This window comes from Shinella sp. HY16 (assembly GCF_028534175.1).
Lineage (GTDB): Bacteria > Pseudomonadota > Alphaproteobacteria > Rhizobiales > Rhizobiaceae > Shinella.
On the sequence record NZ_JAHYXL010000001.1, the window covers coordinates 3173290 to 3199189 of the forward strand.

31 protein-coding genes and 1 riboswitch are annotated in these 25900 nt (G+C 64.7%); of the genes, 26 read left to right on the forward strand and 5 right to left on the reverse strand.

Going from position 1 to position 25900, the window contains the following annotated elements:
• Positions 1 to 55: 55 nt before the first annotated feature.
• The 14 genes from K0P03_RS15665 to K0P03_RS15730 all read left to right on the forward strand — a co-directional run bounded on the left by K0P03_RS15665 (position 56) and on the right by K0P03_RS15730 (position 11525).
• Positions 56 to 976, forward strand: a complete 921-nt coding sequence (locus K0P03_RS15665; RefSeq protein ID WP_023514842.1) for a branched-chain amino acid ABC transporter permease — start codon at positions 56 to 58, stop codon at positions 974 to 976.
• Between the two features lie 3 nt (positions 977 to 979).
• Complete coding sequence (locus tag K0P03_RS15670; protein WP_272790035.1) at positions 980 to 1954, forward strand: branched-chain amino acid ABC transporter permease; 975 nt, start codon at positions 980 to 982, stop codon at positions 1952 to 1954.
• Positions 1947 to 2696, forward strand: coding sequence for an ABC transporter ATP-binding protein (locus K0P03_RS15675; protein ID WP_272790036.1), 750 nt, complete (start codon positions 1947 to 1949; stop codon positions 2694 to 2696). The genes K0P03_RS15670 and K0P03_RS15675 overlap by 8 nt, the downstream gene beginning before the upstream one ends.
• Positions 2693 to 3379: an ABC transporter ATP-binding protein gene (locus tag K0P03_RS15680; RefSeq protein ID WP_050743691.1), complete on the forward strand. Its 687-nt coding sequence runs from the start codon at positions 2693 to 2695 to the stop codon at positions 3377 to 3379. Before K0P03_RS15675 ends, K0P03_RS15680 begins: the two co-directional genes overlap by 4 nt.
• 14 nt (positions 3380 to 3393) lie before the next feature.
• Positions 3394 to 4224: an alpha/beta hydrolase gene (locus tag K0P03_RS15685; RefSeq protein ID WP_272790037.1), complete on the forward strand. Its 831-nt coding sequence runs from the start codon at positions 3394 to 3396 to the stop codon at positions 4222 to 4224.
• 4 nt (positions 4225 to 4228) lie between these two features.
• On the forward strand, positions 4229 to 4666 hold the full coding sequence (locus tag K0P03_RS15690; protein WP_023514837.1) for a YqaA family protein: 438 nt from the start codon (positions 4229 to 4231) through the stop codon (positions 4664 to 4666).
• Positions 4667 to 4719: 53 nt separating this feature from the next.
• A complete protein-coding gene (locus K0P03_RS15695; RefSeq protein WP_023514836.1) occupies positions 4720 to 5265 on the forward strand; it encodes a sigma-70 family RNA polymerase sigma factor in 546 nt (181 codons plus the stop codon).
• Positions 5252 to 6025, forward strand: coding sequence for an anti-sigma factor family protein (locus tag K0P03_RS15700; RefSeq protein ID WP_023514835.1), 774 nt, complete (start codon positions 5252 to 5254; stop codon positions 6023 to 6025). The genes K0P03_RS15695 and K0P03_RS15700 overlap by 14 nt, the downstream gene beginning before the upstream one ends.
• A gap of 31 nt (positions 6026 to 6056) precedes the next feature.
• Positions 6057 to 6773 carry a Bax inhibitor-1/YccA family protein gene (locus tag K0P03_RS15705; RefSeq protein ID WP_023514834.1) on the forward strand — a complete coding sequence of 239 codons (717 nt, stop codon included), beginning with the start codon at positions 6057 to 6059 and terminating at the stop codon, positions 6771 to 6773.
• 134 nt (positions 6774 to 6907) lie between these two features.
• A riboswitch (TPP riboswitch) is annotated at positions 6908 to 7024 on the forward strand.
• A gap of 93 nt (positions 7025 to 7117) precedes the next feature.
• Complete coding sequence (gene thiC, locus K0P03_RS15710) at positions 7118 to 8941, forward strand: phosphomethylpyrimidine synthase ThiC (RefSeq protein ID WP_272790038.1); 1824 nt, start codon at positions 7118 to 7120, stop codon at positions 8939 to 8941.
• Between the two features lie 2 nt (positions 8942 to 8943).
• The gene (gene thiO, locus K0P03_RS15715; RefSeq protein ID WP_272790039.1) at positions 8944 to 9924 is read left to right on the forward strand and encodes a glycine oxidase ThiO; all 981 of its coding nucleotides are present in this window, start codon (positions 8944 to 8946) and stop codon (positions 9922 to 9924) included.
• Entirely contained in the window at positions 9921 to 10118 is a 198-nt protein-coding gene (gene thiS / locus K0P03_RS15720) for a sulfur carrier protein ThiS (protein WP_272790040.1), read from the forward strand. The genes thiO and thiS overlap by 4 nt, the downstream gene beginning before the upstream one ends.
• A gap of 1 nt (position 10119) precedes the next feature.
• On the forward strand, positions 10120 to 10893 hold the full coding sequence (locus tag K0P03_RS15725; RefSeq protein ID WP_023512877.1) for a thiazole synthase: 774 nt from the start codon (positions 10120 to 10122) through the stop codon (positions 10891 to 10893).
• The gene (locus K0P03_RS15730) at positions 10890 to 11525 is read left to right on the forward strand and encodes a thiamine phosphate synthase (protein ID WP_272790041.1); all 636 of its coding nucleotides are present in this window, start codon (positions 10890 to 10892) and stop codon (positions 11523 to 11525) included. Before K0P03_RS15725 ends, K0P03_RS15730 begins: the two co-directional genes overlap by 4 nt.
• Positions 11526 to 11527: 2 nt before the next feature.
• Here the strand turns inward: K0P03_RS15730 and K0P03_RS15735 are convergent, their stop codons facing one another.
• Positions 11528 to 12373, reverse strand: a complete 846-nt coding sequence (locus K0P03_RS15735) for an amidohydrolase family protein (RefSeq protein ID WP_272790042.1) — start codon at positions 12371 to 12373, stop codon at positions 11528 to 11530.
• Between the two features lie 164 nt (positions 12374 to 12537).
• On the opposite strand from K0P03_RS15735, the gene K0P03_RS15740 reads away from it, so the two are divergent.
• On the forward strand, positions 12538 to 12747 hold the full coding sequence (locus K0P03_RS15740) for a TOBE domain-containing protein (RefSeq protein ID WP_024271318.1): 210 nt from the start codon (positions 12538 to 12540) through the stop codon (positions 12745 to 12747).
• 55 nt (positions 12748 to 12802) lie between these two features.
• On the opposite strand, the gene tsaA is transcribed toward K0P03_RS15740, so the two are convergent.
• The gene (gene tsaA / locus K0P03_RS15745; protein ID WP_024271317.1) at positions 12803 to 13324 is read right to left on the reverse strand and encodes a tRNA (N6-threonylcarbamoyladenosine(37)-N6)-methyltransferase TrmO; all 522 of its coding nucleotides are present in this window, start codon (positions 13322 to 13324) and stop codon (positions 12803 to 12805) included.
• A gap of 114 nt (positions 13325 to 13438) precedes the next feature.
• Positions 13439 to 14320: a helix-turn-helix domain-containing protein gene (locus K0P03_RS15750; RefSeq protein ID WP_082342389.1), complete on the reverse strand. Its 882-nt coding sequence runs from the start codon at positions 14318 to 14320 to the stop codon at positions 13439 to 13441.
• Positions 14321 to 14415: 95 nt separating this feature from the next.
• Here K0P03_RS15750 and K0P03_RS15755 point away from each other — a divergent pair, with 95 nt between their 5' ends.
• From K0P03_RS15755 to hpaI, 8 genes are all read left to right on the forward strand, one after another.
• A complete protein-coding gene (locus K0P03_RS15755; RefSeq protein WP_272790043.1) occupies positions 14416 to 15975 on the forward strand; it encodes a 4-hydroxyphenylacetate 3-hydroxylase N-terminal domain-containing protein in 1560 nt (519 codons plus the stop codon).
• Positions 15976 to 15985: 10 nt separating this feature from the next.
• Positions 15986 to 16498 (forward strand): flavin reductase, encoded by a 513-nt coding sequence (locus K0P03_RS15760; protein WP_023514705.1) that lies wholly within the window; start codon positions 15986 to 15988, stop codon positions 16496 to 16498.
• 74 nt (positions 16499 to 16572) lie between these two features.
• Positions 16573 to 16959: a 5-carboxymethyl-2-hydroxymuconate Delta-isomerase gene (locus K0P03_RS15765; protein WP_272790044.1), complete on the forward strand. Its 387-nt coding sequence runs from the start codon at positions 16573 to 16575 to the stop codon at positions 16957 to 16959.
• 22 nt (positions 16960 to 16981) lie between these two features.
• Positions 16982 to 18499, forward strand: coding sequence for a 5-carboxymethyl-2-hydroxymuconate semialdehyde dehydrogenase (hpaE, locus tag K0P03_RS15770; protein ID WP_272790045.1), 1518 nt, complete (start codon positions 16982 to 16984; stop codon positions 18497 to 18499).
• Positions 18500 to 18559: 60 nt separating this feature from the next.
• Entirely contained in the window at positions 18560 to 19540 is a 981-nt protein-coding gene (gene hpaD, locus K0P03_RS15775) for a 3,4-dihydroxyphenylacetate 2,3-dioxygenase (protein ID WP_023514702.1), read from the forward strand.
• Between the two features lie 35 nt (positions 19541 to 19575).
• The gene (locus K0P03_RS15780; RefSeq protein ID WP_272790046.1) at positions 19576 to 20451 is read left to right on the forward strand and encodes a fumarylacetoacetate hydrolase family protein; all 876 of its coding nucleotides are present in this window, start codon (positions 19576 to 19578) and stop codon (positions 20449 to 20451) included.
• The gene (gene hpaH, locus K0P03_RS15785; RefSeq protein WP_272790047.1) at positions 20448 to 21251 is read left to right on the forward strand and encodes a 2-oxo-hept-4-ene-1,7-dioate hydratase; all 804 of its coding nucleotides are present in this window, start codon (positions 20448 to 20450) and stop codon (positions 21249 to 21251) included. Before K0P03_RS15780 ends, hpaH begins: the two co-directional genes overlap by 4 nt.
• 9 nt (positions 21252 to 21260) lie before the next feature.
• The gene (hpaI, locus tag K0P03_RS15790) at positions 21261 to 22067 is read left to right on the forward strand and encodes a 4-hydroxy-2-oxoheptanedioate aldolase (RefSeq protein WP_272790048.1); all 807 of its coding nucleotides are present in this window, start codon (positions 21261 to 21263) and stop codon (positions 22065 to 22067) included.
• Positions 22068 to 22079: 12 nt separating this feature from the next.
• Here hpaI and hpaR read toward each other — a convergent pair whose 3' ends face one another.
• Positions 22080 to 22559, reverse strand: coding sequence for a homoprotocatechuate degradation operon regulator HpaR (hpaR, locus tag K0P03_RS15795; RefSeq protein WP_023514698.1), 480 nt, complete (start codon positions 22557 to 22559; stop codon positions 22080 to 22082).
• A 176-nt stretch (positions 22560 to 22735) separates the two neighbouring features.
• Between hpaR and K0P03_RS15800 the strand changes: the two genes are divergently transcribed.
• Complete coding sequence (locus tag K0P03_RS15800) at positions 22736 to 23431, forward strand: fumarylacetoacetate hydrolase family protein (protein ID WP_023514697.1); 696 nt, start codon at positions 22736 to 22738, stop codon at positions 23429 to 23431.
• Positions 23432 to 23618: 187 nt separating this feature from the next.
• A complete protein-coding gene (locus K0P03_RS15805) occupies positions 23619 to 24056 on the forward strand; it encodes a pseudoazurin (RefSeq protein ID WP_088016417.1) in 438 nt (145 codons plus the stop codon).
• A 69-nt stretch (positions 24057 to 24125) separates the two neighbouring features.
• Here the strand turns inward: K0P03_RS15805 and K0P03_RS15810 are convergent, their stop codons facing one another.
• On the reverse strand, positions 24126 to 25052 hold the full coding sequence (locus K0P03_RS15810) for a cation diffusion facilitator family transporter (RefSeq protein WP_272790049.1): 927 nt from the start codon (positions 25050 to 25052) through the stop codon (positions 24126 to 24128).
• A gap of 151 nt (positions 25053 to 25203) precedes the next feature.
• Between K0P03_RS15810 and K0P03_RS15815 the strand changes: the two genes are divergently transcribed.
• On the forward strand, positions 25204 to 25875 hold the full coding sequence (locus K0P03_RS15815; RefSeq protein WP_443020558.1) for an ankyrin repeat domain-containing protein: 672 nt from the start codon (positions 25204 to 25206) through the stop codon (positions 25873 to 25875).
• Positions 25876 to 25900: the final 25 nt, after the last annotated feature.

A 25900-nucleotide genomic window follows, 5' to 3' on the forward strand; every position in this document is an offset into this window, starting at 1 on the left:
ACCGGACATCCGCCCCCGGGCGGATGTCCCCGCATGACCTTCCGGACCAGCCACCTTGTCCCTCGCCCTCCTCATCGAGCAGTTTCTGAACGGGCTCCAGCTCGGTGTCATGCTGTTCCTTATCGCCGCCGGCCTGACGCTGATCTTCGGCGTGATGGGGCTGATCAACCTTGCTCACGGCTCGCTGTACATGGTCGGCGCCTTCGCCTGCGCCGCGGTCGCGGCCGCGACGGGTTCCTTCTGGCTCGGCCTTGTCGCCAGCCTTGCCGCCGCCGCGGCCGCGGGGGCCTTGATGGAGGTTGTCATCATCCGCCGGCTCTATGCCCGCGACCATCTCGATCAGGTACTCGCCACCTTCGCGCTGATCCTCATCTTTTCCGAGGGCACGCGCTGGCTCTTCGGCTCGTTTCCGCTCTATCTCGACATCCCGCCTCTCTTGCAGGGTGCCGTGGCACTGCCGGGCGGCGGACAATATCCACTCTACCGCCTCGCCATCATCGGCGTGGGCGTCGGTGTCGCCATCGGTCTCTACCTCCTGATCGGTCGCACGCGTCTCGGCATGCGCATCCGCGCCGGCGAATCCGACCGCGAGATGATCGCCGCGCTCGGCATCGACATCCGCTCGCTCTATACGATCGTCTTCGCCTTCGGTGCAGCGCTTGCCGGCCTTGCCGGCGCACTGGTCGGCGCGCTGCAGTCAGTACAGGTCGGCATGGGCGAACCGGCGCTGATTCTCGCCTTCGTCGTCATCGTCATCGGTGGCATCGGCTCGATCAAGGGTGCGCTGATCGGCGCGGTCCTCGTCGGCCTCGTTGATACGATGGGCCGTTTCCTGCTGCCCAAGGCGCTCGCCCTGATGATGCCGGCGACGGAGGCCGGTCCCGTCGGCGCCGCACTCGCCTCCATGCTCATCTACATCGTCATGGCGCTGATCCTCGCCTTCCGGCCGAGCGGCCTCTTTTCTGCGAGGACCTGAGGCGTGACTTCCCGCGAAACGACGATCAACATCCTCCTCGCCCTTCTGCTCCCGGCCGCCGCGCTGACAGCGCTGCTCCTGGGCGAAGCCTTCTACATCACGCTTGCCACCCGCATTGCGATCCTGGCGCTGGCAGCAGTCGGGCTCAACATCGCCCTCGGGCTCGGCGGCCTTGTCTCCTTCGGCCATGCCGCCTTCTTCGGCCTTGGCGGCTACGTCACAGGCGTGCTGGCCACCCATGCCTTCAACATGGAGCCCATCGCCTTCGGTCTGCCGGGCACGACCTCCATGCCCATCATCTGGTTTGTTGCGATCCTCCTTTGCGGCCTCGTGGCACTGCCAATCGGCCTCATCAGCCTGCGCACGTCAGGCGTCTATTTCATCATGATCACGCTCGCCTTCGCGCAGATGATCTACTATTTCGCGATCTCCTGGCCGGCCTATGGCGGCGAGGACGGCCTGTCGCTCTCCATGCGCAACGGTTTTCCCGGCCTCAACACGGCAAAACCCTTCCCCTATTTCGTCGTGGTCTTCGTGCTCTTGCTTGCAGGGCTTTTTCTCTTCCACCGCCTGCAGGCCTCCCGCTTCGGCGCGGCGCTGGAGGCCGCACGACAGAACCCGGCAAGACTTGCCGCGACGGGCATCTCGCCCTTTACGATCCGCCTCGTCGCCTTCGTGCTCTCGGCCATGATCACCGGCCTTGCCGGGACGCTGTTTGCCGATCTCAACCGCTTCGTCAGCCCCTCCATGCTCTCCTGGCACATGTCGGGAGAACTGATCGTGCTGATCATCCTCGGCGGCAAAAGCCGCCTGTTCGGGCCGCTGGCCGGGGCGACGCTCTATGTCCTTTTCGAACATGTGCTGGGCGGCCTCACGGAGCGCTGGCAGCTCTTCCTCGGCCTCGTTCTCCTCGCCGTCGTCTTCTTCGCACGCGGCGGATTGATCGGCATCCTGGCCGGGAGGCCTCGCCATGGTTGAACCGGTCCTCGAAATCAGGAACCTCGAAAAGTCCTTCGGCGCATTGAAAGCGACGAATGGCGCGAGCCTCGACCTTCGCCCGGGAGAAATTCACGCGCTGATCGGCCCGAACGGGGCGGGCAAGAGCACGCTGATCAACCAGATCTCCGGCGCGCTCGCACCCGATGCCGGCAGCATCCGCTTCCTCGGTACGGATGTCACTGCCCTCGATACGGCGCGGCGCGCCCGCATGGGCCTTGCCCGCACCTTCCAGATCTCCTCGCTCGCGCAGGAGTTTTCCGCGCTTCGCAACGTCATGCTTGCGGTGCAGGCGCGGCAGGGAACGAGCCTGCGCTTCTTCCGCTCCGTGGCAAGCGACATCTCTCTCATCGAACCGGCAATGCGGATGCTGTCGCGCGTCGGACTGGCGGACCGAGCAGGCGTGCCCGCTGCGGCGCTGTCCCACGGCGAACGCCGGCAGCTCGAAATCGCCGTGGCACTGGCCATGGAACCCAGGGCCTTCCTGCTCGACGAGCCGATGGCCGGCATGGGGCCGGAAGGCTCGAAAGCACTGACCGGCTTCCTCGACGGGTTGCGCCGGGAAGCACCGGTCCTGCTGGTGGAACATGACATGGATGCCGTCTTCGCGCTCGCCGACCGTGTGTCCGTGCTGGTCTACGGCCGCATCATCGCGACGGGCAGCGTCAGCGAGATCCGCAACGACCCCGAGGTGCGCCGGGCCTATCTTGGGGAGCCCGCATGAGCCTGTTGGTCCTTGAGGAGATCGAGACCTGCTACGGCGCCTCGCAGGCGCTGTTCGGCGTGTCGCTGTCCGTCCGAGAGGGCGAGGTCGTCGCACTGATGGGCCGCAACGGCATGGGCAAGACGACGACCATCCGCTCGATCCTCGGCCTGACGCCTGCTCGCGCCGGCCGCATCGCCTTCGACGGCAAGACCGTTACCGCACTCCTCCCGCACCGCATCGCCCGCCTCGGCATCGGCCTGGTGCCGGAGGGGCGACGCTGCTTCGCCAACCTGACGGTCGAGGAAAACCTCCTCGCCTCCGCCCGGCGCGGTGCCTGGACACTGGCGAAGGTGATCGATCTCTTTCCCAGGCTCGGCGAGCGGCTTGGGCAATATGCCGACACCCTATCCGGCGGCGAGCAGCAGATGCTGGCGATCGGCCGCGCCCTGATGACCAATCCGAAACTCCTTATCCTCGACGAGGCGACCGAGGGGCTGGCACCGGTGATCCGGCAGGATATCTGGGCGGCGATCCGACAGCTGAAGGCGGGGGGCCAGTCGATCCTCGTCGTCGACAAGACGCTCTCCGAGCTCCTGCCGCTCACCGACAGCTGCTGCGTGCTGGAGAAGGGCCGGACCGTGTTCTCCGGCCCGCCAACGACCTTTACCCGCGACCTGCAGGACCGCTATCTCGGCGTTTAAGAACGGAGGACGGCATGTTCGGCTACAGGATCACCGACTGGGACGACGCCTACGAGAATGGCGGCAACATTCCGGGCGGAATGCGCTGGCCTACCGCCTGGGTGGAGCCGGCGCAAAGGATGCGCGAAACGCTCCTCAGCCTCGGCCGGGCAAGGCTCGATCTCGCCTATGGCGCGGGCGAGCGCAACCGCCTCGACCTTTTCCTGCCCGAGCGCGCGCCGCGGGGCCTCGTCGTCTACGTGCATGGCGGCTTCTGGCTGCGGCTCGACCGGAATTTCTGGTCGCACCTTGCCGCAGGCCCCCTCGCCCACGGCTATGCCGTCGCCATGCCCTCCTACACGCTCTGCCCGGACATCCGCATCCGCGGCATCGTGCGGGAGATCGCAGCGGCGATCGAAACGGCTGCAGGACTGGTGGCAGGTGAGCTCCATCTGATCGGCCATTCGGCGGGCGGCCAGCTCGTCAGCCGCATGGTGTCGGAAGCCTCGCCGCTTTCCGTCGGAACGCTCGCTCGCATCCGGCACGTCCTCTCCCTCTCCGGCCTGCACGACCTACGCCCGCTCATGCCTGCCGCCATGAACGAACGACTACAGATCGACGAAGCGGAGGCTATCGCCGAGAGCCCGGCCCTGCTGCGCCCCGTCGAAGGCACGCGGCTCACCTGCTGGGTCGGCGCCATGGAGCGCGCGGAATTCCTGCGCCAGAACGCCCTGCTTGCCAATGTCTGGACCGGCCTCGGCGCCACGACGGCGACGGTCGTCGAGCCGAACCGGCATCATTTCGACGTCGTCGACGGCCTTGCCGATCCCGAGCATCCCCTCACTCGAACCCTGCTGTCACCCTGATCCGATGAGCACGCTTGCCGCCTATGGCGGGCTTTTCCTCGCCGCGCTCGTCGCCGCCACCATCCTGCCGGCCCAGTCGGAAGCGGTGCTCGGCGGCTTGCTGGCCACCGGCACCCATTCCCCTGTGCTGCTGATCCTCGTCGCCGGCATCGGCAACGTGCTGGGTTCCGTCGTCAACTGGCTTCTCGGGCGCGGCGTCGAGCGGTTTCGCGGCGCGCGGTGGTTTCCCGTCAGCGACAAAAGCCTTGACCGAGCCGGCCGATGGTATCGCAAATACGGCTGGTGGAGCCTGCTGCTGAGCTGGATGCCGATCATCGGCGATCCGCTGACGGTGGCGGCCGGCATCATGCGTGAACCGTTCCTGCGCTTCCTTGCTGTCGTTTCGATTGCCAAGTTCGGCCGCTATATCGTGCTTGCCGCTCTCGTGCTCCACTGGCTCTGAAATTTTTCTGGAGGGGATGGAATGGGCGTCGCCCGGCTTTCGTATATTGGGGTATGAACGGAAAGACACCCGGCTTCAACGTGATCGGACAGCTCGCAGCGCTGAGGCGCTATGCGCTCTCGCTCGTCCGCAATCCGGACGAGGCCGAGGACCTGGTGCACGATGCGCTGGTCAAGGCCTATGAGCGGCAGTCCACCTTCCGCACCGGCGCCAGCGTACGCAACTGGCTGATGTCGATCCTGCACAATGCGCATATCGACCGCCTGCGCCAGCGCCGCTCGCAGGAGCGCCGCCACGACGCCGCCGCGGAGCTGGCAGAGGTCTCCATCCCGGCAAACCAGGACCATTCGGTGCGCCTGACGCAGCTGCGCAACGCGTTCTTCGCCCTGCCGGAAGAACAGCGCGAAGCGTTGCACCTCGTCGCGATCGAGGAACTTTCCTACCAGGAAGCAGCCGAAACGCTCGGCATCCCGGTCGGCACGCTGATGTCGCGTGTCGCCCGCGCGCGCCAGCGGCTGCGCGCCTTTGAACAGAGCGGCAGCGCCGCTCCCGTCACGCATCTCAGAATCGTCGGAGGCACTGGCGATGACAAGCAATGACCCCATTCTCGAATCCGATCTCAACGCCTATGTCGACGAGCAGCTCGCCGTCGGCCGGCGCATCGAGGTCGAGGCCTATCTTTCGGAACGGCCGGAGGTCGCGGCGCAGATCATGAAGGATCTGCGCGTGCGCGACGAGCTGCGCCTGGCACTTGCCGACCACCGCACGGTGACCCGGCAGGAAACGCGCGAGGCCGCCCGGCTCCTGGAACGCGCGCTGTCGCGTCGCCGCATCTTCTCCGTCTTCCGCCGTGCTGCAGCCATCGCCCTCTTCGTGGCCGCCGGCTGGACGGCCCATGCCGTGCTCGGCCCCTTCGGCGCCACCGAGGTCGTGGCCTCCACGCCCCCGCCTGCCTTCGTGGAGGAGGCGGTGCGCGCGCACAAGACGACGCTGCTGCGCGATACTATGGCATCCCAGCCGGAAACCGAGACCTTCGATCCGGCCGAGATCCGCTCTGCAACCGCGATCGTGCTGCCGGACCTGCCGAAGGGCTGGGGCGTGATCGACACGCAGGTCTTCCCCTCGGCCTATGGTCCGAGCGTCGAACTGGTGCTGGAACCACGCAAGGGCGAGCGCCTGTCGCTCTTTGCGGTGCGCCCCGGCTCGTTCGGCGTGCAGCACGTCCTGCTCTTCCACGCCGACAATGCCCGTGCCGCCTACTGGCAGATCGGCGATGTCGCCTATGCGCTGGTTTCGGAAAGCCGCAAGGCCGACGACCTGGCGGAAACCGCGCGCGATCTTTCGCGCACGCTCTACTGATCAACCGCGTCCAAACCGAAGGAGTTATTCGATGGATCCCGTACAACAGCGATTTGGCTACGGCGCGCAGGCGCAGTCGGCCGCCCTCTTCGACGAGGGCCTGCGCCAGCACATGCTGCGCGTCTACAACTACATGGGCGCCGGCCTTGTGATCACCGGCCTCATCGCCTTCATCGTCGGCTCGACGCCGGCCCTCTACGTGCCGATCTTCTCCTCACCGCTGAAGTGGGTGGTGATGCTGGCGCCGCTCGCCTTCGTCTTCTTTTTCTCGTTCAAGATCCAGACGATGTCGGCCAGCACCGCGCAGATGACCTTCTGGGCTTTCTGCGCCGTCATGGGCCTGTCGCTCGCCTCGGTGTTCCTCGTCTTCACCGGCACGAGCATCGCCCGCACCTTCTTCATCGCCGCCTCGATGTTCGGCGCGACGAGCCTCTATGGCTACGTGACGAAGCGTGACCTCGCGAAGTTCGGCTCGTTCCTGATCATGGGCCTTATCGGCGTCGTGATCGCCTCGGTCGTCAACATCTTCCTCGGTTCGAGCGCGCTGCAGTTCGCAATTTCAGTGATCGGCATCGTCGTCTTCGTCGGCCTCACCGCCTGGGACACGCAGAACATCAAGCAGCAGTATGCTGAAAACATCGACCAGGAATCGCAGCAGAAGATGGCCGTGTTCGGTGCGCTTTCGCTGTACCTGAACTTCGTCAACATCTTCCAGCTTCTGCTGAATTTCACTGGCGAGCGCGAGTAGTTTTCGCAAATGATTCAAGAGGAAACGGCGGGGCAAAACCCCGCCGTTTTTTGCTTCTCGCACCGCAATATACGTAAGTAATTTCTTACGAATTTTACCCGGTTGACAAATCAGCCGGCAGCGTCTTTGCTTAGAGCATTCACCAGGGGGGTCCCGACAAGGGGCTGAGATACTGCTGGCATTCGCAGCGCAGTGACCCGTTGAACCTGATCCAGTTCATACTGGCGTAGGGACGGTGCAAGCGCTGTAGAACCCGAAATCCGCAACCCGGATTCCGCCTACGCGTCCTTCCATCATTCCGGCTCTAGGACTGGGTCTCCAATCGCAAACTTGGAGCCTCACGAATGAATATTGCCGCCCAGAAGCTCACTCCCACCGTCACGACAGGCGCCCCGCCCGCCTCGCGAAAGATCCACATCGCCGGCGAGCAGCACCCGCAGATCCGCGTGCCGATGCGCGAGATCGCCCTGCACCCGACCTCGGGCGAACCGCCAGTCATCGTCTACGACGCCTCCGGCCCCTATACCGACCCCACCCATGTCGTCTCGATCGAAAGCGGCCTGCCGCGGCTTCGCGAGGCCTGGGTCGCCGCACGCGGGGATACCGAGGACTATGACGGCCGCCACATCCGTCCGGAGGACAACGGCTTTGCCACCGGGGAGCGGCTGACACCGGAATTCCCCATTCGCAACCGTCCGCGCCGGGCGAAGGACGGCAAGGCCGTCACCCAGCTCGCCTATGCGCGCGCCGGCATCGTTACGCCCGAGATGGAATTCATCGCCATCCGCGAAAACCTCGGCCGCAAGGCCGCGAAAGAGGCGCTCATCCGCGACGGCGAGAGTTTCGGCGCCCACATCCCCGACTTCGTCACGCCGGAATTCGTCCGCCAGGAAGTCGCAAGCGGCCGGGCGATCATTCCCGCCAACATCAACCATCCAGAAGCCGAGCCGATGATCATCGGCCGGAATTTCCTGGTGAAGATCAACGCCAACATCGGCAATTCCGCCGTCACCTCCTCCATGGCGGAAGAGGTCGAGAAGATGGTCTGGGCGATCCGCTGGGGCGGCGATACGGTCATGGACCTCTCCACCGGCCGAAACATCCACAACATCCGCGAATGGATCATCCGCAATTCACCGGTCCCGATCGGCACCGTGCCGCTCTACCAGGCGCTGGAAAAGGTCAACGGCATTGCCGAGGACCTCACCTGGGAGGTTTTCCGCGACACACTGATCGAGCAGGCCGAACAGGGCGTCGATTATTTCACCATCCATGCCGGCGTGCGGCTCGCCTATATTCCGCTCACCGTCAACCGCGTCACCGGCATCGTCTCGCGTGGCGGCTCGATCATGGCCAAGTGGTGTCTTCATCACCACCGGGAAAGCTTCCTGTACGAACATTTCGAGGAAATCTGCGACATCTGCCGCGCCTATGACGTCTCCTTCTCGCTCGGTGACGGCCTGCGCCCCGGCTCGATCGCTGACGCCAACGACGCCGCGCAGTTCGCCGAACTCGAAACGCTCGGCGAGCTGACGCAGATCGCCTGGGCAAAGGACTGCCAGGTCATGATCGAAGGCCCCGGCCATGTGCCGATGCACAAGATCAAGGAGAACATGGACAAGCAACTGAAGGTCTGTGGCGAGGCGCCCTTCTACACGCTCGGGCCGCTGACGACCGACATCGCCCCCGGCTACGACCACATCACCTCGGGCATCGGTGCGGCAATGATCGGCTGGTTCGGCACCGCCATGCTCTGCTACGTCACGCCGAAGGAACATCTCGGCCTACCGGACCGCGACGACGTGAAGGTCGGCGTCATCACCTACAAGATCGCCGCCCACGCCGCCGATCTCGCCAAGGGCCATCCAGCGGCGAAGATCCGCGACGACGCGCTGTCGCGTGCCCGTTTCGAGTTCCGTTGGGAGGACCAGTTCAACCTCTCGCTCGACCCGGAAACCGCCCGCGCCTTCCACGACGAGACGCTGCCGAAGGAGGCACACAAGGTGGCGCATTTCTGCTCCATGTGCGGCCCAAAATTCTGCTCCATGCGCATCTCGCACGATATCCGTGCCGAGGCCCAGAAGGAGGGGCTGGAGGCCATGGCCGCGAAGTATCGCGACGGCGGCGACCTCTACATGCCGCTTGCCGAAGCCCCCGCCGGAGAATGACCATGCGCGTCCTCGTCAAGGGGGCCGGCGTTGCCGGCCTCACCGTCGCCTGGCAGCTCTATCGCCACGGCTTCGACGTCACCATCACCGAACGCGCCGAAAAGGTCGGCCTTGGTGCCTCCGGCTTCGCCGGCGGCATGCTGGCCCCCTGGTGCGAGCGGGAAAGCGCGGAAGAGCCCGTTCTGGCGCTCGGCCGCTCGGCCGCAGACTGGTGGGAAGCGGCCGTGCCCGGTCATGTCAAGCGCCGGGGAACGCTGGTCGTTGCCGCCGGCCGCGATGCCGCGGAGCTCGACCGCTTCGCCCGCCGCACAAGCGGCTGGGAATGGCTCGACGGCGCGGCCATTGCCGAGCTGGAGCCGGATCTCGCCGGTCGCTTCCCCAAGGCCCTGTTCTTTCGGCAGGAAGCCCATCTCGACCCGCAGCGGGCGCTTTCGGCGCTCACCGCCGGGCTCGAGGAGGCACGCATGCGCTTCCTGTTCTGCGCCAACCCGGATGCCGATCGCTACGACCGCGTGATCGACTGCACCGGTGCAGCCCGGATCGGCCAGCTGCCGGGCCTTCGGGGCGTGCGCGGCGAAATGCTCTATGTGGAAACCCCGGAAATCAACCTCTCCCGCCCCGTCCGCCTGCTGCATCCGCGCCACCCGATCTACATCGTGCCACGCGGAAGGAACCGCTTCATGGTGGGCGCGACCATGATCGAGAGCGCCGACGACGGCGGCATCACCGCCCGCTCGCTCATGGAACTGCTGAACGCCGCCTACACGCTGCACCCGGCTTTCGGTGAGGCACGGCTTACGGATACCGGCGCAGGCATCCGCCCGGCCTTTCCCGACAACCTGCCGCGCGTGAGCGAACACGACGGCACGCTCCATGTGAACGGCCTTTATCGCCACGGCTTCCTGCTGGCTCCCGCAATGGCGGCGGAGGTCGCGCGGCGACTTCTTGCAGAACAGGCCCCATCGGAAAGGAGGGCATCATGACCCTCATCATCAACGGCGAGGAACAGGAGATCGCGGCAACCACGCTCGCCGATCTTCTCTCCGCCCTCGATTACGAGGGCGAGTGGCTGGCGACGGCCGTCAACGGCGAGCTGGTGCACCGCGAGGATCGCGCCGACTTCACGCTCGGCACACGCGACCGCATCGAAATCCTCTCGCCCATGCAGGGAGGCTGACATGCTGAAACTCTACGACATCGAGGTTCAATCCCGCCTGCTGCTCGGAACCGCGCGCTATCCCTCCCCCGCAATCCTCGCCGAGGCCGTGCGGCGCGCGAAAGCGGAGATCGTTACCGTGTCGCTGCGGCGGGAAACTGCCGGCGGCAAGGCGGGCGGCGCATTCTTCGAGCTGATCCATGCGCTCGGTGTGCATGTCCTGCCCAACACCGCCGGCTGCCACAGCGTGCAGGAGGCCGTGCTGACGGCGAAGATGGCGCGCGAGGTCTTCCGCACGGACTGGATCAAGCTCGAAGTAATCGGCCATCACGACACGCTGCAGCCCGATGTCTTCGGCCTCGTGGAAGCCGCACGCATCCTGACGGGCGAAGGTTTTCAAGTCTTCCCCTATACGACGGACGACCTCGTCGTCGCAGAAAAGCTGATCGAGGCCGGCTGCCGCGTGCTGATGCCCTGGTGCGCGCCGATTGGCTCGGCCATGGGGCCGGTCAACCCGATGGCGCTGCGCACTTTCCGGGCGCATTTCCCTGATGTGCCACTGATTGTCGATGCCGGCATCGGCCGCCCCTCGCACGCCGCCGGCGTCATGGAATTCGGCTATGACGCCGTGCTGCTCAACACCGCCGTCGCCGGCGCCGGCGATCCGGCTGCGATGGCCGAAGCCTTCGCGCTCGCCATCGATGCCGGCCGCCTTGCCCACGCCGCCGTACCGCTGGAGCCGCGCGACATGGCCGTCCCCTCCACCCCCGTCATCGGAAAGGCGGTCTTCTCATGACACTCGATCCCTTCTACCTCATCGTCGACAGTGCCGACTGGATCGACCGGCTGGTGCCCATCGGCGTGAAACTCGTGCAGCTGCGCATGAAGAACACCCCGGACCATCAGCTGCGCGACGAAATCCGCCGGGCGAAAGCCACCTGCGCGAAGCATGGTTGCCAGCTCATCGTCAACGATTATTGGCAGATCGCCATCGAGGAGGGCTGCGACTACGTGCATCTCGGTCAGGAGGATCTGGCGACCGCCGATGTCAGCGCCATTCGTGCGGCCGGCATGAAGCTCGGCCTTTCCACCCATGACGAAGCAGAGCTCGACATCGCCCTCGCGGAAAGGCCTGACTACATCGCGCTCGGCCCGGTCTGGCCGACGATCCTCAAGAAGATGAAATGGGCGCCGCAGGGTGTCGAGCGGCTCAGCGACTGGAAGGCGCGCATCGCGCCCGTTCCCCTCGTCGCGATCGGCGGCCTCAACCCGGATCGCCTGGAAGCCGTCTTCAAAAACGGCGCCGACAGTGCCGCGGTGGTGACCGACATCACGCTGAGCGCAGATCCGGAGGCGCGCACACGCGAATGGATCGCGCGCACGGCGCGCTGGCGTGAACGGAGCTTGCAGAAGGGCGGTACCGCCTGACGTCAGGCTCCCGGCGCAATTTTCCAGAGCCGCCGGGCATTTTCCGAGAGCACGCGGCACTTGTCTTCCAGACTGACGCCGGACAGCAGCGCCTGCGTCGCGCCGATCCAGGTGGAAAGCCCACCGCCGAGCGTGCAGACCGGCCAGTCACTGCCCCAAACCATGCGCTGGAAGCCGAAGCTTTCCGCCACATGGGCGAAATAGGGTTTCAGGTCCTCCAGGGTCCAGTCTTCCCCACCATAGGCGGGGATGCCGGACAGCTTTACCGTGACATTCGGCCGGCGCGCGATCTCTGCGACCGGCCCCTTCCAGGTATCGAAGCCGCCACTCTTGATGTCGGGTACGCCGCAATGGTCGAGCACGAAGGAAACATCGGGGGCAAGGTCGGCGAGCGCAATCGCCTTCTCGATCTGGTGCGGCAGAACGCAAAGGTCGAAACTGAGGCCGGTGCCCGCCAGCCGTCCTATGTTTTCGCGGAAGAGAGTGCCTTCGGAGATATCATCCGGCACGACATGCAGCACGCGACGGAAACCGCGAACGAAGGGATTGGCAAGGACCGTCTCGAGATAGGTTGGGAAATCCGGCGATTCCGGCCGGCAAGCGGCGATGGCACCGACGAGAAGGCTGCCCGCCTCCCCCGCAAGCCCTTCAACCATGGCCGTCTCGCGCGCGATATCACCCTCCGCGACGTCCACTTCCATATGCAGCGCCGCGACGATACCGAGGCGGCACGCCTCCCGCGCATAAATCTCCTGCGTGAAATCGGCATCGAGCGACGGCGCGCCGGCAAGCCAGGGATAGGACAGCCGGTCCCGATAGATGAGATGCAGGTGCGTATCGACGATCATGCCGGCCTCCTCCAAGCAGGGCGAACACTGCCATAGAAGAATTCTCTATTCAAATACGAATTTATACGCCTATAGCAGCCCATTCCATCCAGCAAAAAAGCACCGCGAGGACTACCAATCCGGCCCGGTTCTCCTACCTCCCTTCCAGCAACAGGAGGAACCGCATGAAGGTCAGCGCGCGCAACCGCCTCAAGGGCAAGATCGTCGAAGTCGTCCTCGGCGCGACAACGGCTCATGTCCGCATCGATGTCGGCGGCTCGATCATCACCGCCGCCATCACCAATGATGCGGTGAACGAACTCGGCCTTGCTGCCGGCCATGAGGCCTATGCGCTGATCAAGGCATCGGACGTGATGGTGGCGATCGACGACTAGTGTGTTTCGGCATGGTTCCGGGCGCAAAACCAAATCGCGCCTTATGAGAATTCCGTTAATCGCCGATCTTCGCGCACATAGACACGGGCTCGGTCGCAAAATCGCCCTTCTGGGGCGGCGCAATCGGTTTGAACAGGCTGCGATCCGGCTTCAGGTCGATCAGCGGCGTGCCATCGAGGCAGTCGAGACCGCGCACGAAGAGCCGGCTGCCTTCGATCTTCTCCAGCACGACGATCGACGTGCCGATCGGATTGGGCCGGACAGGCGAGCGCAGCGAGAAGGTGCCATGCACTTCGCCGTTCGAAGCGGGGCTCTGCAACACGAGGTCGCGGCGCGACTGGTGAAGCCAGTAGAGCACCTCCAGCCGTTCAAAACGCTCTGCCCCCTTCAGTGCCTGCACCCAGGGCTCGAAGACCTCGATGGTGCAGACCGGACCATCTGGGCGCCCCTGACGCGGCGTTTCCATGCGCGAGGTCCAGGGCGTCGAAATCCGGCCGATGAAAACAATCTGCGCATCCGCTGCCTCCGGCAGAGTGATGGCCACTTCATTCTCGCGGATTTCATTCAGCCGGACCATGCAACGCTCCATCGCTATATTTATAAGGATACGACGATAGCCGGCTGGCGCCGCGAGGGAAAGAGGCCAGCAGGCTCAAAGACGGCGACAGATTGACACCGGACACAAGCAGCCTCAGCCGGCACCGGACGCCTCGGCATTGCGCAAACGCCAGTCTGTCGGGGAAAGCCCGGCCCGCTTGCGGAAAAAACGCGAGAAATAGGCGGGGTCCTCGAAGCCGATCTCCCGGCCAATGTCCTCCACCGGGCGAATGGTGAAACGCAGCAGACGCTTGGCCTCCAGCAAGCGCCGCTCCAGCACCATATCCTTCACCGTCTGGCCAAAGACCGTGCGCGCCGCCTTGTCGAGCAGGTGCGGCGTCGTCGCCAGCCGTTCGACATAGTGCCCGACCGGCCAATCCTCCCGGTAGTGCCGGTCGATGGCACGGCGCAGCTCCAGCCCCAGCGCAACCGCAGGCGAGGCCGCCGCAAAGCCGCCCGGGCCGCCAAGTCGCGCCATCAGCGAGAGGACGACCGCGATCAGCCCGGCGAGCACCCGTTCGCTCGCTCCCGCGCCGCCGCGATATTCCTCCATCACCATGGCGAGCAGCGTATCGATCCGCATCCAGCCGGGGGCATCCGCCGCACCAGAAAGCAGCACCGGCGCATCGAGCGCCAGATCCACCTGCGGCGCCATCGCCCTCAGCTGGTCGTCCGAGATGGAGACGACGATCGCATCTGACCGGTCGTCGACATCGAAGCCGTGCACGACGTTGCTCGGCACGAAGCTGATCGCCGGAGCGGAAAAACTCCAAGTCCGATCCTCGATCCTGTAGCGGCCCTCGCCCTTGAACCAGTAGGTGACCTGCCCCATCAGCGGATGTTTGTGCGGCGCGACTCGGCCGAAATGCAGGCTTTTCCGCTCCATCACCGTCTCGACATGCAGGAACCCGACGTCGAGCACACGGCTCGGTTCACCATAAACGAAGAAGGCGGGAACATCTTTGCGAGCGATCATGCCGGAAAAAGTACCAGCGAATTGCCGTGTTTGTCCATGGCACTCCAGACGCTCCCGACTTAGCGTTTGTCAGGATTTTCAAGGAGGAGATCACCATGCGCGCGGAAGACCATCGCAGCGACAAGACCCGGCCGTTCACCGGCGCCGAATATCTCGCAAGCCTGCGCGACGGGCGCGAGGTCTATATCAATGGCGAGCGCATCGCCGATGTCACCAGACACCCGGCCATGCGCAACTCAGCCCGCTCCATCGCCCGCATGTACGATGCGCTGCACGATCCGGCACGCAAAGAGCGCCTGACATCGCCGACCGACACCGGTTCCGGCGGTTATACGCACAAATATTTCCGCGTCGCCCATTCTTCAGCCGATCTCGTCGCCCAGCAGGGCGCCATCGCCGACTGGGCGCGCATGTCCTACGGCTGGATGGGTCGCACGGCCGACTACAAGGCGGCACTGATGAACACGCTCGGCGCCAATGCCGACTGGTACGGTCCGTTCAAGGACAATGCACTTTCCTGGCACAGCCGAGCGCAGGAAAGCGTGCTCTTCATGAACCACGCCATCGTCAACCCGCCGATCGACCGCCACAAGCCGGCCGATGCGGTGAAGGACGTCTTCGTGCACATCACGAAGGAAACAGATGCCGGCATCTATGTCTCGGGCGCCAAGGTCGTCGCCACCTCCTCGGCGCTGACGCACTACAATTTCCTCGCCCAGAGTTCGGCGACCGTCACCGAGGACCCGTCGCTGTCGGTCATGTTCATCCTGCCGATGAATGCGCCCGGCGTGAAGATGTTCTGCCGCACCTCCTACGAACAGACAGCGGCAACCGCGGCCCACCCCTTCGACTACCCGCTCTCCTCGCGTTTCGACGAGAACGATGCGATCCTGGTGCTCGACAATGTCTTCGTGCCCTGGGAAGACGTGCTGGTGCTGCGCGACGCGGCCAAGATCCTGTCCTTCCACCCGGCCTCGGGCTTCATGCACGGCTACTGCTTCCAGGGTTGCACGCGGCTTGCGGTGAAGATGGACTTTCTCGCCGGCCTGCTCGCGAAGGCCCTGCGCGCCACCGGCGGCGATGCGTTCCGCGGCAACCAGGCGATGCTCGGCGAGGTGATCGCCATCCGCCACCAGTTCTGGTCCTTCTCCAACGCCATGGCCTACAACCCGATTCCCTGGGCGAACGGCGCGGTGCTGCCGAACCTCGAGGCGGCGCTCTGCTACCGCACCTTCATGTCGGAGGCTTATCCGAAGGTCATCGACATCGTTCGCCGCACGGTGGCCTCCGGCCTCATCTACCTGCCCTCCTCGGCAAAAGACTTCTCGAACCCGGAGATCGACCGCTATCTCGCGCAATATGTGCGCGGCTCGAACGACATGGGCCATGTCGAGCGCATCAAGATCATGAAGCTGTTGTGGGATGCGACCGGCACGGAATTCGGCGGCCGCCACGCGCTCTACGAGCTGAATTATGCCGGCGCGCCGGAAGAAGTGCGCCTGCAGGTGCTGAAGGGCGCCGAGCGCGGCGGGCGGCTGAAGGAGATGGAGGCGCTGGTCGACCAGTGCATGGCCGACTACGACGAAAGTGGCTGGACCGGCGACACCTGGCTGCCGCCGCTTAGCAGCGATGCCGTCCGCGACGCGGCCGAATGAGGAGCACGCCATGGACACCGGCATTTCCAGAACCGAGTTCCGCAATGCGATGGCCCGGGTCTGCGCCCCGGTCAACGTGATCACCACCAAGGGGGGTGCCGGGCGCGGCGGCTTCACCGCCACCGCCATGTGCTCGGTGACCGACGAACCGCCAACGCTGCTCGTCTGCATGAACAGCCGCTCGGCACAAAGCGGCCTCTTCATCGAGAACCGCCGCTTCTGCGTCAACGTGCTCACGCAGGAGCACAAAACACTCGCCGCCTCCTTCGCCGGGCGCGAGGCCGATATGGAGGCGCGCTATGCCGATGCGGCCTGGACCGATCTTCCCTCCGGTAACCAGGCACTCACCGACGCGATCGTTTCCTTCGACTGCCGGCTGACGGAGGCCCGGCTGGTGGGCACACACAACATCCTGATCGGCGAGGTCGTGGACATCCGTAGCCGGCGCGACGGGCATGCACTGCTCTATTTCGACCGCAACTACGTGCATGTGCCGACCCAGACCGGCAGCTTCGGCGGCTAAAGGCGGCGGTAGCCTCTTGACAAGCGCCCCTCTATTTAACATGTTAAATAAAATTGCCATACGCGGGAGGAACCATGCCGCATCTGACAGTGGAGTATTCGGCCAATCTGGAAGGCCGCGCGGATCCTGACGCCCTCTGCGCGGCGCTGCTCCAGACAATGCTGGAAACCGGGCTTTTCGAGATCGGCGCGGTGCGCGTGCGGGCGTTCAGGGCCGAGCACTATGCCATTGCCGACCTTCTGCCGGAAAATGCCTTCGTCGATCTCAACCTGCGCATCGGCAAGGGCCGCAGCGCGGAAGAAAAGAAGCGCACGGGCGAAGCGCTGTTTGCCACCGCAAGCAGGCTCCTCGCCCCGCTCCTCGAGACGCCGCACTTCGCGCTTTCGCTGGAAATCCGCGAGATCGATGCGGAACTGAGCTGGAAGAAGAACGCCATCCATCCGCGCCTGCGCGCCAAATAACGGACATTCCCAGGAAGATCTCATGTCGAAATACCAGGAAAACATGGCGAAGGCGGCGGCCTATCTCGCCCGCTTCAAGGAAAAGGGCGTTCAGAACCGCATCGCCGGTGAGGATCTGCCGGCCGAAGGCGGCGCGACCTTCGAGACAATCTCCCCCGTCGACCTGGCGCCGCTCGCGGTGGTGGCAAAGGGCACCGCCGCAGACATCGACCGTGCGGCAAAGGCCGCCAGGGCCGCCTTCGCAGACTGGGCCGCCATGTCGGGCGGAACGCGTAAAAAACTGCTGCACAAGATTGCCGACGCCATCGTGGCACGGGCGGAGGAAATCGCCTTCGTCGAATGCATGGACACCGGGCAGTCGCTGCGCTTCATGGCCAAGGCCGCGCTACGCGGCGCAGAGAACTTCCGCTTCTTCGCCGACCGCGCTCCTGAGGCCCGCGACGGCAAGACGCTGCGCACTGAGGGCCAGGTCAACATGACGACCCGCGTGCCGATCGGCCCCGTCGGCATTATCACACCGTGGAACACGCCCTTCATGCTGTCCACCTGGAAGATCGCCCCGGCGCTCGCTGCCGGCTGCACCATCGTGCACAAGCCGGCCGAATTCTCGCCGCTGACGGCGCGCCTGCTGGTGGAGATAGCCGAGGATGCGGGCCTGCCAAAGGGGGTGTGGAACCTCGTCAACGGTTTTGGCGAAGATGCCGGCAAGGCGCTGACCGAACATCCCCTGATCAAGGCCATCGGCTTCGTCGGTGAAAGTCGCACCGGATCGATGATCATGAAACAGGGCGCCGACACGCTGAAGCGCGTGCATTTCGAGCTCGGCGGCAAGAACCCGGTCATCGTCTTCGCCGATGCCGATCTCGAACGCGCGGCGGACGCCGTCGTCTTCATGATCTATTCGCTGAATGGCGAGCGCTGCACCTCCTCCTCCCGCCTGCTGGTGGAGGAGAGCATCTACGAGCGCTTCACCGCCCTTGTTGCGGAGAAGGCGAAACGCATCAAGGTCGGCCATCCGCTCGATCCGGAAACCGTCGTCGGCCCGCTCATCCATCCCGTGCACGAGAAGAAGGTTCTCGAATACATCGCGATCGGCCGGTCCGAGGGCGCGACGGTCGCCGCTGGCGGAGAAAAATTCGACGGACCGGGTGGCGGCTGCTATGTCGCGCCGACGCTCTTCACCGGCGCGAACAACGGTATGCGCATCGCCCAGGAGGAGATTTTCGGGCCGGTGCTGACCGCCATTCCCTTCAAGGACGAAGCCGAGGCGCTCACCCTCGCCAACGACGTCCAGTACGGCCTCACCGGCTATCTCTGGACATCGGATGTCACGCGCGCGTTCCGCTTCACCGATCATCTCGATGCCGGCATGATCTGGGTAAATTCGGAGAATGTGCGCCACCTGCCGACGCCTTTCGGTGGCGTCAAGAATTCCGGCATCGGCCGCGATGGCGGCGACTGGTCCTTCGACTTCTATATGGAGACGAAGAACATCGCCTTTGCCACCGGCGCCCACGCCATCCCGAAGCTCGCCGGCTGATCGCCGGAAAACCAGATTGCACCCGCTCTCGCCCGTCGAGGCGGGCTTGAGGAGGACCCCATGCCCGTACCCCAGCCAAACCTCTACCCGCCCTTCAACATCGTGCGCCTCAGCCATGTCGAGTTCGGCGTCACCGACCTTGCAAAGTCCCGCGCCTTCTATGTCGATACGCTCGGCCTGCAGGTGACGGACGAGACCGCAGACACGATCTATCTGCGCGCCATGGAAGAGCGCGGCCACCATTGCATCGTGCTGAAGAAATCCGGAAAATCGGAAGCCCGCGACCTCGGCTTCAAGGTCTTCGACGAGGAGGACCTCGAAAAGGCGGTGCACTTCTTCAAGGGCAAGGGCCTGCCGGTGGAATGGGTCGAACGCCCTTACCAGGGCCGCACCTTCCGCACACGCGATCCGCACGGCATCCCCCTGGAATTCTACACCAAGATGGACCGCCTGCCGCCGATCCACCAGAAATATGCGCTCTATCGCGGCGTCAAGCCGCTGCGCATCGACCACTTCAACTGCTTCTCGCCCGATGTCGACGCCTCCGTCGCCTTCTACAACGAACTCGGCTTCCGCGTGACGGAATATACGGAAGACGAAGAGACCGGGAAGCTCTGGGCCGCTTGGACCCATCGCAAGGGCGGCGTGCACGACATCGCCTTCACCAACGGCCGCGGACCCCGCCTGCACCACACCGCCTTCTGGGTGCCGACGCCGCTCAACATCATCGACCTGCTCGACCTGATGGCGACGACCGGCTGGGTTTCCAACATCGAGCGCGGCCCCGGCCGCCATGGCATTTCCAATGCCTTCTTCCTGTACATCCTCGACCCCGACGGGCACCGCATCGAGATCTACTGCTCGGACTACCAGACCGTCGACCCCGATCTCGAACCGATCAAGTGGGATCTGAAGGACCCGCAGCGCCAGACCCTCTGGGGCGCTCCGGCACCAAAATCCTGGTTCGAACACGGCAGCCTCTTCGCCGGCACAGAGGTCATGGAACCGCAGCTCAAGGCCCAGCCCATCATTGCACCGTAAGGCGCAAACCGGCCGCAGAGATGAAGGACGACAGGATGAACCACCCGAGATTTGCCAGCTTCAGCATCGGCCAGCGCAAGGGCTACGGCCTGATCGTCGCGGACGGCGTGATCGACCTTTCCACCCGGTTTGCCGACCGTTTCCCGACCCTGAAGGAGGTGGTGGAAGCCGGTGCCTTCGGTGAACTGCTAACCGCGGCCGCCGGGCAAAAGCCGGATCATGCGCTGGATGCGATCAGCTACGAGATCCCGATCCCTGCGCCGGAGAAGATCATCTGCGTCGGCGTGAATTTTCCTGATCGCAACGAGGAGTACAAGGACGGCCAAGCTGCGCCGGCAAATCCGTCGCTGTTCATCCGCTTCCCGCGCTCTTTCACCGGCCACGACCGGCCGTTGATCCGCCCGCCGGAAAGCCCGCAGCTCGACTATGAGGGCGAGATCGTCATCGTCATCGGCAAGGGCGGGCGGCGGATTTCGGAGACCGACGCGCTGGCCCACATCGCGGCACTCTCGCTCTGCAACGAGGGCACCATCCGCGACTGGGTGCGCCATGCCAAGTTCAACGTCACCCAGGGCAAGAACTTCGACCGGACCGGCTCGATCGGCCCCTGGCTCGTACCCTATGCGAACGAACGCCAGCTCGCCGACATCAGGCTCGAAACACGCGTCAACGGCGAGGTGCGCCAGAGCGACCGCACCAGCCGCATGATCTTTTCCTTCCGCAAGATCATCGCCTATATCTCCACCTTCACCACGCTGGTGCCGGGTGACGTCATCGTGACAGGCACCCCGACCGGCGCCGGCGCACGCTTCGATCCGCCGATCTGGCTGAAGCCGGGCGATGTGGTCGAAGTGGAGGCAGAGGGTATCGGCACGCTCCGCAACACCATCGCCGACGAGGCCACCCCATGATGACGCCCGAGGAGATCCATGCTGCAGCGGCAAGCCTCGACGAGGCCGAGCGCACCCGCATCCAGACCGGCCTTCTCTCGCTAAAGCACCCCGCGATCACCATGGGCGATGCCTATGCAGTCCAGGGCGCCTGGGTGAAGAAGAAGATCGCCGACGGCCGCCGGGTCGTCGGCTGGAAGATCGGCCTCACCTCCAAGGCCATGCAATATGCGCTGAACATCGACATTCCCGATTCCGGCGTGCTGTTCGACGACATGGTCTTCGAGGACGGCGCGACCGTGCCGGCCGGCCGCTTCATCCAGCCGCGCGTCGAGGCGGAGATTGCCTTCGTCATGAAGGCGCCGCTGAAGGGACCGGGCGTCACCGTCTTCGACGTGCTGAACGCCACGGACTATGTAACCCCGGCGCTGGAAATCCTCGATACACGCATCCTGCGCGTCGATCCCGAGACGAAGAAGGCGCGCACCATCTTCGACACGATCTCCGACAATGCCGCCAATGCCGGCATCGTCACGGGCGGGCGCGCCGTGCGTCCTGATCAGATCGACATGCGCTGGATGGGCGCCATCGTCAGCCGCAATGCGGACGTGGAGGAAACCGGCCTCGGCGCCGGCGTGCTCAACCAGCCCGCCCGTGGCGTCGCCTGGCTCGCCAACCGGCTGGCGCAATATGGTGACGGCATCGAGGCCGGGCAGATCGTGCTCGCCGGCTCGTTCATCCGCCCGGTGGAAGCCCGCCACGGCGATACGATATCAGGCGATTTCGGCCCCTACGGCACCGTCAGCCTGTTCTTCGCATAGGAGTTTTCGATGCCCGCCCCGAAAAACCGCTTCAAGCAGGCGCTCCAGGAAGGCCGGGCGCAGATCGGCCTCTGGCAGGCGCTCGCCAATCCCTACACGGTCGAAATCTGCGCCGAAGCCGGCTACGACTGGCTGCTGCTCGATGCCGAACACGCGCCGAACGACGTGCCCCTGCTCGTCTCGCAGCTCCAGGCGATGAAGGGGACCCCAAGCCACGCCGTCATCCGCCCACCGATCGGCGAGACCTGGATCGTCAAGCAACTGCTCGACATCGGCGCGCAAACGCTGCTGATCCCGATGGTCGACAGCAAGGCGATGGCAAAGACGATGGTGAAGGCCGTGCGCTACCCGCCGCATGGCGTACGGGGCGTCGGTGCGGCACTCGCCAGAGCCTCCGCCTTCAACCGCACAACGGACTATCTGCAGACGGCAAACGCGGAGATCTGCCTGCTGCTGCAGGTCGAAAGCCGCGCCGGGCTGGAGGCGCTCGATGACATCGCCGGAACCGAGGGGGTTGACGGCGTCTTCATCGGCCCGGCCGACCTTGCCGCCGACATGGGTTTCCTCGGCAAGCCGGGTGCGCCCGAAGTGCAGGCGGAGGTGGAAAAGGCACTGAAGAAGATCCAGGGGCACGGCAAGGCAGCCGGCATCCTGATCGGCGACCTCGGGCTCGCCAAGCGCTATCTGGAGCTCGGCGCCACCTTCGTCGCCATCGGCAACGACGTGACGCTGCTCGCCAATGCCACGACCAAGCTCCTTGCCGATTTCAGAGCTGCCGAGCCGGCAAAAGCTCCGGCCGGCGCCAAGGTCTACTGAGCCGATAAAACGCTATTCTTCGCCGCCTGCCTTGCCGTCGAGCTTGAGGGCGGCGAGCTCCTCCAGCATGTCGAGCAGCGCTTCGACACGCTCGGCACCGAAACGGGCATCGATATCCGCATAGACACGGCGGGAATCCGGCATGACCTCGTCGATGACCGCCTGGCCGGCCGGCGCGAGCCGCAGCAGAACGCGGCGGCCGTCTTCCTTGTCCTTGTGTCGGGTGATCAGACCGCGCTCCTCAAGCGAGCGCAGCATGCGCGTCAGGCTCGGCGCCAGGATGAAGGCCTTCTCGGCCACTTCCGTCGCATCGAGCGTGCCGGCCTGCGAGAGCACCCGGATGACCCGCCACTGCTGCTCGGTCACGTCGTGATCGGCAAGGATCGGCCGGAAATGGCTCATCACCGCTTCGCGGGCCTTCAGGAGGCCGATGGCGAGCGACCGCCGCCGCTCACGCGGCAGGGAATCCTTCGTTTCGTCGGGATTGGTCATGTCGAGAGGGCACCGTTCGTCTTCCTGCCTCTATCCGCGATTTTTCCGGCCTGCGCAATGCGCGGGGAACAGTATAGAACAAGATCAACGGATCGATTGCAGCTGTCCGGCATGCTAGCGTCGCCGGTGAAGCCAGCCCAGCGAAAGTGCAACAGCCCATGACGCCTGAAACATCCATGCCAGAGACAAACTATATCTTCCCGCCGTCGCCGGTTCCGACCCTGCCGATCCGGGGCAGCACCGCGCTCTTTCCCATCCATCGCATCTATTGTGTCGGGCGCAATTTCGCGGACCATGCGATCGAGATGGGTCATGACCCCGACAAGGAGCCGCCCTTCTTCTTCCAGAAGAACCCCGACACCGTGGTATTGCCCGGCAACCCCTTCCCCTATCCTGCTGCCAGCCGCGATGTCCACCACGAGGTCGAGCTGGTCGTCGCCCTCCAGGGCGGCGGCACGGACATTCCCGTCGAGCGGGCGCTCGACTGCGTCTACGGCTATGCCGTCGGCCTCGACATGACGCGCCGCGACCTGCAAGCGGAGGCCAAGAAACACGGCCGGCCCTGGGAAGTCGCAAAGGCCTTCGAGCAATCCGCACCGTGCGGCCCGGTTCACACGGCCGCCGAGATCGGCCATCCCGGAGAAGGCACAATCCGGCTTACGATCAACGGCACGATCCGCCAGGACGGCAACCTCAATCAGATGATCTGGAAAGTGCCGGAGATGATCGCCTATCTCTCGCGCCTCTTCACCTTGAAGCCCGGCGACCTGATCTTCGCGGGCACGCCGGCCGGCGTCGGCGCGGTGGCAAAGGGCGACACGATGATCGCGCATATCGACGGGTTGGACGAGGTGCGCTTCACCGTAGCCTGATCAACGGACCGCAAGCCGGAGGATGGCGCGGCTCCCTGGTTCAGGGAGCCCTCTGGGCCTGCGACAGGACGCCACGCACCATCGCCGCGTTGTTTGATTAAAGTCAAAGAGCGAGACCTCCGACGGGTCTACTTCCTTGCTCATGAACGAAAGACGTTCGTCAGCAAGGAGAATTCCAGTGCGTACCATGGCAAAGAGCATCGTCGGCGCGGCAGCAGTCATTCTGGCGCTTGCGCTTCCGGCAGCAGCGGCAGATTTCGAAGTGCATATGCTGAACAAGGGCGCCGAGGGCGCCATGGTGTTCGAGCCCGCCTTCGTGAAGGTCGCACCCGGCGATACCATCACCTTCATCCCCACCGACAAGGGCCACAATGTCGAGACGATCAAGGGCATGATTCCCGAGGGCGCCGAAGCCTTCAAGAGCAAGATCAACGAGAACTTCAAGGTCACCTTCGACAAGGCCGGCGCCTATGGCGTCAAATGCACGCCGCATGTCGGCATGGGCATGGTGGGCGTGGTGGTCGTCGGCGACGCGCCGGCCAATCTCGATGCGGTCAAGACGGGCAAGCTGCCGAAAAAGGCCCGCGAGCGCATGGACGCCGCCATCGCGGCAGCAGGCCTGTAACGGCTCTCCCTTCGGGGCGGGGGCGGAACCCGGGGCGGAGCGATCCGCACCGGGTTTTCTTTTCACCCGTCAATCGGCCCATTCCGGATCGGTGGTGAAGGCGATGGTCAACCAGCGATCCGGCCCCTCGTCGCCGATCGCCGCGCCGACCTCGTCGCGGATATCATCCCATTCCTGCAGCTTCTTGGCCGGAAAATCCTCCGGAACGATGAAAAAGAGCTCGATCTGCCGGCCGCGGCCGACCCTTGCGACATAGGCCCGATGGGAGAGAAAGCCATACCGCTCGACGATGGTCTTCGCGACCGTATCGACGTGGCTCTTCAGGTCGGACGGGGTCACCAGCAGGATATCGGCCAGCGCCTGGCGGATCGTGGCGGCCGGAATGGGGATGATGACGAGGCAGACGAGCGCCAGCGCCAAGGGGTCGATATAGGGCGATAGCCACTCATAGGCCGAGCCCTGGATGAGAAAACCGAAGACGAAGGCGATGAGCAGAGCGCCGGTCAGTCCCGCCGACATCATCCAGGCCTTGGCGTCGAGGGCGACGAAATCGGACTGGATCGTGCGGTTGGCCCGACTGGCGATGATCGCCATCGCGGTGGTGACGGCAAGCGTGACGACGGCATAGAGGATCGCCTGGTCGAAGTCGAGCGGCCGGCCACCGTCCAGAAGGCTGCTGACGGCATTGATCAGTGCGTAGATCGCCGCGCCCGTCAGCAGGATGCCGTTGAGGCCGAGCACCATGGGTTCGAGGTGCCAGAAGCCCATGGTGAAATGCTTGACCAGCCGGCCCTTGCCCGCCCCACCGGCCGCCGAGGCAGCGATCAGGTTCGAGACGAGCAGGGCGATCACCGTCATGACAGCATCCGTCAACGCATAGACACCATCGAAAATGATGGCGAAGGAGCCTGAGAGAATGCCGAAAAGGATGCCGACGCCGGCCAGGAGGATGGTGACCAGGATGGAAATGCGCAGAAGCCCCTGTTCCGTCTTCATGGCCGGTCCTTTCCGTTGTTCGAGGGCGCCTTCGGCTTATAGCCGGCACCTCGGACAAATTCCATCTTCTGCATGATCCGGATTTACACATTTAATTTTCTAATGCCCCCGGCCCCTGCTAGTTTGCCGCCATGAACCAACGGGAACGCGCATGCTGAAACTTGCCCTGCTGTCGGCCTGGCTCTTCCTTGCGGCCCTCTGCCCTCCCCTTCTTGCCGCTGAAAACACCATGGATACGCAACTGCACAAGGCCGCCGCGGCAGACGACGTCGCCGCCATCAAGACACTGCTCGCCAAGGGTGCGGACATCGACGCGCGCGACACCAGCGGTGCGACGGCACTGCTCGTCGCCACGCATGGCAACAAGGTGAACGCCGCACGCGCGCTGATCGAGGCCGGCGCCGACGTCAACGCCAAGGACGACATCAGCGACAGCCCCTATCTCTATGCCGGGGCACGCGGCCATCTCGAAATTCTCAAGCTGACGCTCGCCCACGGCGCTGATCTCAAGAGCATCAACCGCTATGGCGGCACCGCCATCATTCCGGCTGCCGAACGCGGCCATGTCGAGACCGTCGAGACGCTGATCAAGGCCGGCACCGACGTCGACCACGTCAACCATCTCGGCTGGACGGCGCTCCTGGAAGCAATCATCCTCGGCGATGGCGGCCCACGCCACGTCAAGATCGTCGCATTGCTGATCGCCGCCGGCGCCAAGATCGAGCTTGCCGACAATGACGGCGTCAGCCCGCTGCAGCACGCCCGCGGCCGCGGCTATGACGAGATCGCCGCGCTGCTGGAAAAGGCCGGCGCGAAGAAATAAAGGGCGGCCAACGCCCGCTGAGACC